Below are 10,251 nucleotides of genomic sequence, written 5' to 3' on the forward strand. Positions count from 1 at the left end.
CGCCATCGCCTTCGCGCTGGCCGAGGCCGGGGTGAGCCGCCTCACCGTCCACAACCGCACGCCCGCGCGGGTGGAGGACCTGTTTTCGCGCCTGCGCCGGCTCGTCCCCGACCTGCCGCTCGCCCGCGGCGGCCCCGATCCGGCGGGGCACGACCTCGTGGTCAACGCCACCTCCCTGGGCTTGCAGCCCGGCGATGCCCTGCCCCTCGACCCGGCCGGGCTCACGCCCGATCAGCTCGTGGCCGAGATCATCATGCAGCCGGCCGAGACCCCGCTCCTCCGGGCAGCGGCGGCGCGGGGCTGCCGCACCCAGCCGGGCCTGCCGATGCTGGAGGGTCAGCTCGCCCTGATGGCGGATTTCCTGGGGATGCGGCCGTGATCCGGGTTTCCGGCATGCGGGCTTGACCCTGGCGGCCATCCGGGCGAGGCCGGCGCCACCTTCCATGCCGCCCGCCACCCGTCGGAGGACGCCGATGACCCTTCCGGCCCACCAGCCCCAGCACGACGACCTGATCCAGCGCCTCGGGGAGCGCCTCGGCCCCGCCGGCCTCCTCACCGACGAGGCCGACATGGCCCCCTTCGCCATCGACTGGCGGCGGCTGTTTCCCGGCCGGCCGGCCTGCGTGGTGCGCCCCGCCTCGACCGCCGAGGTGGCGGACGTGGTGCGGCTCTGCGCCGAGGCCGGCGCCGCCCTGGTGCCGCAGGGCGGCAATACCGGGCTTGCCGGTGGCGCGGTGCCGGACGCCTCCGGCGCGCAGGTGGTGCTGTCGCTCGCCCGCATGACCGCGATCCGCGGGGTCGATCCGGTCGGCCTGACGCTGACCGCCGAGGCCGGGTGCGTCCTGAAGGTGGCGCAGGAGGCCGCCGAGGCTGCCGGGCGGCTCCTGCCGGTGAGCTTCGCGGCGGAGGGGTCGGCGCTGGTCGGCGGCGTCGTCGCCACCAATGCGGGCGGGATCAACGTGGTGCGCTACGGCATGACCCGCGGCCTCGTCCTCGGCCTCGAAGTGGTGCTCGCCGATGGCAGCGTCGTCGACGGGTTGCGGGCCTTGCGCAAGGACAATGCCGGCTACGACTGGAAGCAGCTCTTCATCGGCACCGAGGGCACGCTCGGCATCGTCACGGCGGCGGTCCTGCGCCTCGTGCCCAGGCCGCGCCACACCGCGACGGCTTTGCTCGCCGTGCCCGACCCGGCGGCGGCGTTGCGCCTGTTCACCCTGGCGCAGGAGGAGATCGGCGACAGCATCCAGGCGTTCGAGCTGATCTCCGGCACGTCGCTCGGCCTCGTCGAGACCCATGCGGGCCTCAGGAGCCCGGTCGGGCAGGGGGGCTGGACCGTGCTGATCGAGGCGGCCTCGTCGCTGTCGGGCTTGCGCGAGGCGATGGAGAGCATGCTCGGCACCGCCCTGGAGCGCGAGGACGCCCTCGACGGGGTGCTGGCCGAATCCGGCCGCCAGGCCGCCGACCTCTGGGCCCTGCGCGAGCACGTGACCGAATGCGAGGCCCGCGAGGGAAGAAGCGTCAAGCACGACGTCTCGGTGCCGATCACCGCGATCCCCGCCTTCCTGGACGAGGCCGGCCGGGTGCTGGCGGCGGGCGCCCCCGGCACCCGCGTCAACGCCTTCGGCCATATGGGCGACGGCAATATCCACTACAACGTGCTGATCGGGCCGGACCATGCCTCGGAGGCGATCAACGCCCTCGTGCACGGCGTGGTGGACCGCTACAGCGGCAGCATCTCGGCCGAGCACGGCATCGGCCAGTACCGCGTCGCCGAGCTGGCCCGCCACCGCCACCCGGACGAGATGGCGCTGGCGCGGCGGATCAAGGCGGCGCTCGATCCCGAGGGAATCCTCAATCCTGGCAAGGTGCTGGCGGGTGCCACCCGCCCGCGCGGCGCGTGAGCGGGGCCGGTCTCCGCCCTGCGGAGTGATCGATCGGAGATCGAACGGGAGGGAAGGCGGCCGCCATGGAGGCGGTGCTCGTCGAGCAGTTCGACCCGGGTGCCGGAGATCCGCGACGTGCCCGACCCGACGCCTGCGCCCGACGGCATCGCGATCATCGATCCGCAGACGTGATGCCGGCATCCCCGCGGCGTCACGCCGCCGCTGCCGGGGCGGGGCCTCGTCGTCGTTGCCCCGGACGGCGCTCTCGCGCGAGCCCCGTCAGGATTCGACGGCCGCGAAGGCGCGGCGCAGGCCCTGCCACACGTCCAGACCGTACATCACGTCGCCCCCCGGTGGCGGCTGCGAGACGTCGTAGATCGGTGCCGGCCTGAAGCGCTCGGGGCCGAAGCCGAACAGGCCGAGATTGCCGGTCTGGCTGCGGTGGCAGGCGAAGGCGGCCTCCTTGCGCCGCGCCGCCTCCGGCGTGAGCGGCACGACGATCTCCGGAACGCCCGGGGCGTCGAGGAAGCGCCCGGTCCGCAACTGGCCGTGCAGCCGGTGATAGCTCGTGAATTCGAGCCGCGCCGGGGCGTGGCTGCCCTGGCGCGCGAGGCGCGTGCAGGCTTCCTGCACCGCGAAGGCCGCCGCGTCGTGGTCGAAATGGCCGCCCTCGTAGGGGTGGGTCAGGACCGCATCGACGCAGATCAGATCCTCGACCAGCCGCTCGACCACCACCGCCAGGTGGTCGGCCAGCCGCCCGTCCGGGATCTCGTAGAAGGCTTGGCGGGTAAAGCGGCCCTCGATCAGCACCGCGAGCGCATCGACGAGTTCGCCGCGCCGCGCGGCGGCATAAGCCTGGCGGGTCGGGAAGCCGGCATGGGCCGCGAAGGCGGGATCGAGCGGCGCCCCGTCGGTGAGTTGCAGCAGGGTGAGGTCCCGCAGATGCGCCATCACCCCGCCGAGGCCGATCGTCTCGTCGTCCGGATGCGCCGTGACCACGGCGACCGCCAGGTTCACGGGCTCGCGGGCCGCCAGGGCGCCCAGGACCCGCTCGCGAGCCGTCGCAGGATCGATCGTCATAGGGCTTTGTCCCTGCTGGTCATGCGCCCTCCACGCGGGGGGGGCGACGCCCCGTCGAGGCGGTAGCGGGCGAGGTCGGCCAGGCCCGGGCGGGTCGCCTTGCCGGACCATGCATCGGCGATCGACCCGATATCGACGGCGACGCCGCCGCGGGCGGCGATCTCGTGGCAGTAGAGCTTGCCCAGATAGCCGGCCGCGACGAGCCACAGCACGCCGGTCCAGTCCCGGCTCCGCAGGCGCGCCATTACCCGCACGAAGGCGTCCGGGTAATGGCTGCCCGGCATCCCGGTCGCGCCGATGACGGCGGTGAACCGCTTCTCCTCCGGCACCAGCAGGGCGGCGGCGACGCGGGTGCCGGGCCGGCGCGCGAGCGCGGCGGCGAGCGCCGGGTGGCAGGAAATCAGGCCGATCGGATGGCCGCTCGACAGAAGCCGGTTCAGGGCGCCCGAGAGGTGCAGGTCCAGGTGGATGTCGTGGGTGCAGAAGGACGGCCCGTCCTGGCTCAGGAGAGGCACGACGTGGCGCAGCACGTTGGTGCAGCACGGCACGCCGTCGGGGCTGGCGATGGCGTATTCGTGCCGGATCCGCTCCGGATAGGTCACGCCCACCACCGTGGCGGCCGGGATCGTCGCCAGGAACCGCTGGCGCAGGTCCAGGAAGTCCCAGCGGTCGACCAGACCGTCGGTGCCGAACCAGGTCTCCAGGATGCGCTTGCGGTTGTGGCGATAGAGGTCGCGGAAGCGCCCGCCTTCCTCGTCGGGGTCGCTGATCCAGGCGCCTTCGCCGTCGCCAAGTCGGATCAGCGAGAAGGGGGACCGGTCCGCCAGGGCATCCCCGATGCGGGCCTCCACGGCAGCGGTGTCGAGGTGTCGAGGGCTCGTGCGGACCGCCATGGCGAGGCGCATCGCCTCGGCCTCGGGATGCCGCCGCATATAGGCGACCAACTGGCCCAGCCGCGCCACCCGGCGCTCCTGCGCCGGCGTGGTGGGGAAGCCCGACAGGCAGCCTTGCGCCTCGTCGAGCCTGCCTGCGCCGGCGAGCTGGCGCACCGACTGGATCAGGGTGAGGAGGTCGCCCGGATCCGCCGCCCGCGCCCGCGCGAAGTCGCGCGCCGCCCCGGCCGCGTCGCCCGCCCGCTGCCGCAGGATCGCGCGTTCGCGCCAGCCATAAGGCAGGTGGGGGAACACCCGGCACAGCTCGGTGAGGATCGCCGCCGCGCCCAGGATGTCGCCGCGATCCCGCAGGGCCTCGGCCGCCCGCACCGCCGCGACGGGATCGGCGCCGGCCCGTGCCCAGCCGGCGCGCGGGGCGTCATGCCGCTCCACCCAGGCGGGCGGGGCAAGGCTCGGCACGAGGCCGGTCATGCTGTGCGGGCTTCTGGCGCGTCGCCTGTGATCTTCTCGATCTCGAACACGACATGCGTGCAGAACAGGATCCGGAGCAGGTTGATGGTCCGGAGGTCGAGGCCGAGCCGGTGCCCGGTCTCGATCAGGGTCCGGTGGACGAAGCCCTCCGGTCCCATCATGTGGTTGAACGGCGTGTCGTCGCTTGCCGTCAGGGTGATCAACAGCCGGCGCAGCAGGAACACGAAGGCATCGTGCTTCGGCTCGACACGGGTCAGCCGCAGGCCCGCCGCTTGCGCCGCGACCTTCAGGCCGTAGGGCGTGAAGTTGAAGGTGCCGTAATCCTGCATCTGCTCCAGGTAGGCCACCTGACCGATCAGCTTGCCGCCGGGCCGCAGCACGCGGGCGATCTCGCCGAAGCTGAGATCGATATGCTGCACGTGGTGGAGCACCACCATCGCCCAGACCACGTCGAATTCCCCGTCCGCGAAGGGCAGCACGCGCCCGTCATAGAAGCGCACGGCGTCGCCGAGGCGCGCCACCTGGTCCCGGACCGTGCCCGAGACGCTGTCGAGATAGTCGACGCCCTGCCACGCATAGCCGAGCGATTCGATGAAGGGCCGGCTATGCATCGCCCCGCAGCCGAAATCGAGCAGCCGCGCCCCGGGCCGGAAGGCGGCGGCGAGCAGGTCCTCGGCCGAGCGCGCCTCCAGGCTGGTGCCGTTCACCGCCGGACCGACCTCGTGATAGAAGGAGCCGTCCAGGGCGAGGGTCGTTGCTCGGGCGGTGATCGCACCGATCAGGCGCTCGAGCTGTGCGTCCAGGGTCTCGGGCCCGGTCTCCGGCGCCGGATCCGGTCTCGCGACCGGGGCCGGTTCGGCGACGGGCGCCGGTGAAGCGGTCGGGCGATCGGGATCGAGGAGCCGGGCGAGGCTGCGGCGCAGGGCCGTCACATTGAGTCGGGTCAGGGCGCTCATCGCGTCGATCGGTTCCGGAGGGCTTTGATCATCGTGCGGCAGGCCTCGGCGGCCGCCTCGGGCGCGTGCACGGTGCGCAGGCGCTGCACCGCCGCTTCTCCCAGCTCCGCGCGCCGGTCCGGCGCGGCGACGAGTTCCCGCAGGGCGGTCGTCCATCCCGCCTCCGCGGAGGCGAGGCGGATCTCGACCCCGTCCCGCAGGGTCTCGCGGAGGGCCGGGGTGTCGCCCGCCAGCGTCGGGATCCCGAAGCGCGCCGCGGCGAGCCAGCCGGTGGGCGCCAGGCAGGCATCGGCCTCGCTCCCGTCGGTCGGAACAAGGTTCAGGTCGCTGTCCCGCAACGCCTCCTCCCAATCCGCGGCGGGGCCGTGCCGGGTGATGCGGTCGGCGAAGGGCGCGAAGGCGTCGTCGAGCACGGCGAATCCGGCCGTCGTCAGCCTGACCCGCGGCTCGTCGCGCAGGACGTGCAGCAAGGCCGCGCCGGCGGGATCCGTCGCGCCGACGGTCCGCGATTGCGGCGCGTAGAGAAACAGACGAATCCCGTCGCCGGTCCTTGCCGTCCGCCCGTCCGGCTCCGCCGTGTCACGAATGACGAAGCTGCGGCCCGTCCCGACGACCCGGTCGAGATGGCCGGCCAGCGCCCGGGTCGGCGCGAGGCCGTAATCGCAGAGGGCCGCCGCCGCGCGGTAGAGCGCCACCCCGAAGACGAGATCCTCGTAGGCCCGCGCGCTGATCCGGCCCTCGAAGGCCGCCAGCGGCGGCGGCGCGTGGCGCGGGTCGATCGTCAGTGCGTCGGTTTCGTACAGGGTCGGGACGCCGAGCCGCCGGGCGCGCATGAGGGCCTGGATGACGGTGGGCCAGGCCGGCATCCGCACCACGATCGCCGCGGTGGCGGAGGCGAGGGCGTCCTCGAAGGCCCGGACGCGGCCGAGGTCGAAGAGGCGCATGCCATAACCGACGCGGCCGAGGAGTTCGGCCAGGCGAGTCAGCCGGCGCCGGGCGCCCTCCGGTATGCCATCCGCCAGCACGGCAACGAACGCCTCGGGCGACGGGTCCCGCGTCCCGGCGGGCAGGCACGCGGCCGACAGCTCCGCGACCTCCCGGGCGGCCTTGGCGAGGAGCGCGTCGCCCTCCTCCCGGCGCCCGTCCATGTAGAGCGCCCGTGCGGCTTGGCCGCGCGCGGAGAAGGAGCGCTCGGTGACATCGCGGACCAGCAGGTCGTTTGCCGGTGCGGGCGTTGGGGAACCGACGAGTCCGGGAAGGCGGGCGAACAGGCGCGACCATGCGCTGCGCGCGGCCGCGGCGGTCACGAAGCCGCGGAGCACGGTCTCGTCCACCGCTCCGCGTGCCGCGCGATCATTCAGGAGATCGTCGTAGAGGTCGAGGGCGGCGCTCCAGGCGCCGGCGCGGCCATAGGCGTCGGCGAGCCGCCGTTGCGTGGCGGCGGACGGCTCCCGCGCCGCGGCCAGTTCGTAGGCCCGGATCGCCTCCGGCCGGTCTCGCGCCGCGAAGTGCTCGCCGAGCGCGGTCAGGAACGGTCCCGCATCCTCACCATAGGGAAGCCGGTCGCCGGCCTCGGCGAAGCCCTCGCGCAGGAAATGGGCGAGGGCCGACCAGCGATGCGCGGCGGCGCGCGGGTAAAGGCGGGTGTAGAAGCGCCATGGGAAGGCCGCTGGGTACGCCCGCAGCGGCAGGCCGAGACGCTCGAGATGCGATGCCTGCGTCCCGGGGGCGCCGTTGGGTCCGCCTTGCGCCAGCCAAGCGTGCTGGCAGGCCGCATCGTCGGTATGCGCGAAGGCAGGATGCGTTTCGCGAAAATGATCTGGATCAAAGCCTTGAATTTGATTGTCTTTGTATGCGAGTCCAGCGAATTTCCCAATCGTACAATAATGAATGCACGTATCTTCGTCGCTCAGGGATTTGGTTTCGAGATTTAGTTCGCGATACTTGCTCGGAATGAAATCGGATGGCAGCCTTGCGCGTGTTTCACTCAGCTGCACTGCGTTCTGGAAACGTCCCTCTTGTCTTCCATAGTGCATATAATGATCAATTAATTCTCTGTCTTCTTTTAAATGTGACAGATCCTTGTAGTAATTTCTGTAAAAACTGATATCGAGTGCAGCCGGATACGTCCGCTCGACCGAAAAAGCCTGCGCAGATGACGACTCATCGATGCTATTTCTGGACGATAAAAAAATTTTCCGAATTCTGAAGATTGTCATTATGTTGTCTTGCAACCTTCCGTCCTTATCCGCGATTCTTCATCTGTCGACGATGTCAGTCGGGCATAGTGACATATATTAGCAATCTAAGGACTTTGCCGTTATATTCGCTTTCAATTTTTTCTGTCAAGTGTCTGATCTGTCGATCGTCGGTTGATCGACTAGTATGAAATGCATCCCAAGGTGTGATGGATCGGCAGGCATCGGACGATGCGAGTCCTGCCGATGCGGCCGAAGCCGGGCGCGACGTGACGATCGAGCAGGCTCGCGGCCAGATCGGGGTCATCCGACCGATCGCACGGCGATGACGACGCAAGCGCTGTCGCAAGGTGGTGGTCGTCTTCGTTCAAATACGGCGCGGGCTGGTGATACGAAGCCCGGGCCTGACCGTCTGGATGGCGATCATATACCGCGCGAAGGTGAGAATCCCGGTCCCATGGCCCGGGCAGGCGCCGGGATTCCTTCCGCGTAGCGGTATATCACGGGCTGGTTGATCGACCCGGACCGGCCGGCAAGCCGCAATGACCGTCACGGCCCCGCGGCCCGAACCAGAGTGCACCGGTCCGGGTCGGCGCAGCGGACCGGAGGCCCCCGGTGGCGGGACGGTTCATCGGCAGGCCGGTGCTGGCGCCTCGCCCCTATTCCGCCTGCGGCAGAGGCACGGCCTCGCCCGCTGCCCCCGCCCGCTGCAAGAAGTCGGGAATCGCCTCCCCGAACACCGCGTCCGCCGCCGCCCGGTCGTCCGCCGCCACGGCCGCGGCGAGGCGGTCGAGCCAGGTCTGCAACTGGGCGCGATCGGCGAAGACGGGCTTGGCCGCCATCACCCCGTCGATGCCCGCGAGGTTCACCATCGGCTCGTCGCGGGCAAACAGGATCTCGTTCAGGCGCTCGCCCGGGCGGGCCCCGGTCACGACGACGTCGATGTCCTCGCCGGGCTCGAAGCCGGCGAGCCGGATCATCCGCTCGGCGAGGTCGCGGATGCGGACCGGCTGGCCCATCTTGAGCACGTAGACGGCGGCGCGCTGGTCGCCGGCGCCCGGGTCGCGGGCCTCGCGGTCGGCGTGGGACGCGGCGGTCAGCACGAGGTCGGCGGCCTCGCGCACGGTCATGAAGTACCGCACCATGTCGGGATGAGTCAGCGTGACGGGACCGCCGCGGGCGATCTGCGCCTTGAATACCGGCACCACCGAGCCGACCGAGCCGAGCACGTTGCCGAACCGCACCGCCACCAGGCGGGTCTCGTCGGGCTGGCGGCCGGCATCGAGGGCCTGGGCGTACATCTCGGCGAAGCGCTTGGTGACGCCGAGCTGCGACACCGGCTCGATCGCCTTGTCGGTCGAGATCATCACCAGGGCCTTGGCGCCCGCCGCCAGCGTCGCATCGGCGACGTTGACCGAGCCGAAGACGTTGGTCTTGATGCCCTCGCTCCAGTCGCGCTCCAGATAGGGCACCTGCTTGAGCGCGGCGGCGTGGAAGACGTAGTCGGGCCGGAACGCCTTGAGCACCCGGAAGAGCCGGTCGCGGTCGCGGATATCGGCGATGACGCCGCTCACCCCCTCCTGGCCGGACAGCCCGGGGCGGCTCAGGACCCCGTGCAGGGCAGGCTCCGAACTCTCCAGCACCAGCACGGCGCTCGCCCCGAAGGCGACGGCCCGGGCGCAGATCTCCGAGCCGATCGAGCCGCCGCCGCCCGTGACGACGACCCGCTGCCCGCTGAGGAAGTGCTCCAGCCGCGGCCGGTCGATGGCGACGGTCGGGCGCAGGAGCAGGTCCTCGATCTCGATCGGGGCCAGTTCCGCCCCGCGGCCGGCATCGCCGAGGCTCGTCACCCGGGCGAGCGGCAGGCCGAGGCGGCGCGCCCGCGCGATCAGCGCCTCCGGCTCGGCCTCGGGGGCGAGCGCGCTTGGGGTCGCGACGAGGCGGCGGATCGGGATGCCGCGGGCGGCCATGGCGGCCACCACCGCGTCGAGGTCGGAGACGGCGCCGAGCACCGGCACCCCGCGCATGGTCTGGCCCTGCTCCTCGGCCCGGGGCGACAGGATGCCCTTCGGGTCGAGCTTGCGGACGGCGCCCGATTCGATCGCGCGGAGCACCACCTCGATGTCGTGGCCGCGGCCGATCAGCAGGGTCGGGGTACTGGCGGCCCGCGCCGCGCTCTGGCGCGAGCGGCTGTATTTCAGATAGCGGAACGCCAGCCGCGGCCCGCCGAGCAGGAAGACCTGAAGGACGAAGTAGAGCCCGATGGCGATCTTGCCGAAGAAGTAGATGCCGAACAGCACCGGCGAGACCAGCACGTAATCGAGCAGCAGCAGCAGCAGCGTCAGCACTGCCACGGCCCGGACGATGTTGGCGAGATCCGGCAGCGATGCGAAGCGCCACTTGGTCCGGTAGAGTCCGAAGGCACGGTAGACCAGGCCGGCGCAGGCCACGACGGGCGGCAGCAGCAGCGGCAGGTGGGCGAGCCGTTCGGCGAGCAGCGGGCCGTCGAACCGGATCACGAAGGTGAGGAGCACGGCGAGGGCCGTCGCCACGAGGTCGTGGACGATGATCGTCGCGGTCTTGAGGATCTGTCTGCGCATGGGGAGCCGGGCGCGGTATCGGCCGGGGCTCAAGCGGAGTCAACGCGGCGGGCCTCGGAGGCAGGGCTTCGCGCGGGCGGGGACAGGGAGGGGAGAACCCCCGCCCGGCGTCTCTCCCCGGGCCGTCCCGCCGCGGCCGAGGGGCGAGCCTGCCGATTACCGCGTCGAAC

The 10,251-nt window shown here is 71.4% G+C and carries 8 protein-coding genes; 3 read left to right on the forward strand and 5 right to left on the reverse strand.

Annotated features, from left to right (window positions below; genetic code table 11):
- Both VP06_RS37315 and VP06_RS23005 read left to right on the forward strand, forming a co-directional pair.
- A partial coding sequence (locus VP06_RS37315) for a shikimate dehydrogenase family protein (RefSeq protein ID WP_048466125.1) occupies positions 1–379 on the forward strand: 379 nt, incomplete at its 5' end.
- 94 nt (positions 380–473) lie between these two features.
- Positions 474–1,901, forward strand: a complete 1,428-nt coding sequence (locus tag VP06_RS23005; RefSeq protein WP_048466126.1) for an FAD-binding oxidoreductase — start codon at positions 474–476, stop codon at positions 1,899–1,901.
- 261 nt (positions 1,902–2,162) lie between these two features.
- Here the strand turns inward: VP06_RS23005 and VP06_RS33850 are convergent, their stop codons facing one another.
- Genes VP06_RS33850 through VP06_RS37320 form a run of 4 tightly spaced genes read right to left on the reverse strand, consistent with a single transcriptional unit; the run spans position 2,163 to position 6,617 of the window.
- Positions 2,163–2,963 (reverse strand): PIG-L deacetylase family protein, encoded by an 801-nt coding sequence (locus tag VP06_RS33850; RefSeq protein ID WP_053081994.1) that lies wholly within the window; start codon positions 2,961–2,963, stop codon positions 2,163–2,165.
- Positions 2,960–4,327: a GT-D fold domain-containing protein gene (locus VP06_RS23015; RefSeq protein WP_048466127.1), complete on the reverse strand. Its 1,368-nt coding sequence runs from the start codon at positions 4,325–4,327 to the stop codon at positions 2,960–2,962. Before VP06_RS23015 ends, VP06_RS33850 begins: the two co-directional genes overlap by 4 nt.
- Positions 4,324–5,283, reverse strand: a complete 960-nt coding sequence (locus VP06_RS23020) for a class I SAM-dependent methyltransferase (RefSeq protein WP_053081995.1) — start codon at positions 5,281–5,283, stop codon at positions 4,324–4,326. Before VP06_RS23020 ends, VP06_RS23015 begins: the two co-directional genes overlap by 4 nt.
- Positions 5,280–6,617, reverse strand: a complete 1,338-nt coding sequence (locus tag VP06_RS37320) for a glycosyltransferase family protein (RefSeq protein WP_197093260.1) — start codon at positions 6,615–6,617, stop codon at positions 5,280–5,282. Before VP06_RS37320 ends, VP06_RS23020 begins: the two co-directional genes overlap by 4 nt.
- 174 nt (positions 6,618–6,791) lie before the next feature.
- Between VP06_RS37320 and VP06_RS37325 the strand changes: the two genes are divergently transcribed.
- Positions 6,792–7,217 carry a hypothetical protein gene (locus tag VP06_RS37325; protein ID WP_197093261.1) on the forward strand — a complete coding sequence of 142 codons (426 nt, stop codon included), beginning with the start codon at positions 6,792–6,794 and terminating at the stop codon, positions 7,215–7,217.
- 923 nt (positions 7,218–8,140) lie between these two features.
- On the opposite strand, the gene VP06_RS23030 is transcribed toward VP06_RS37325, so the two are convergent.
- Positions 8,141–10,081, reverse strand: coding sequence for an SDR family NAD(P)-dependent oxidoreductase (locus tag VP06_RS23030; RefSeq protein WP_048466129.1), 1,941 nt, complete (start codon positions 10,079–10,081; stop codon positions 8,141–8,143).
- Positions 10,082–10,251 lie beyond the last annotated feature (170 nt).

The organism is Methylobacterium aquaticum (assembly GCF_001043915.1).
Lineage (GTDB): Bacteria > Pseudomonadota > Alphaproteobacteria > Rhizobiales > Beijerinckiaceae > Methylobacterium > Methylobacterium aquaticum.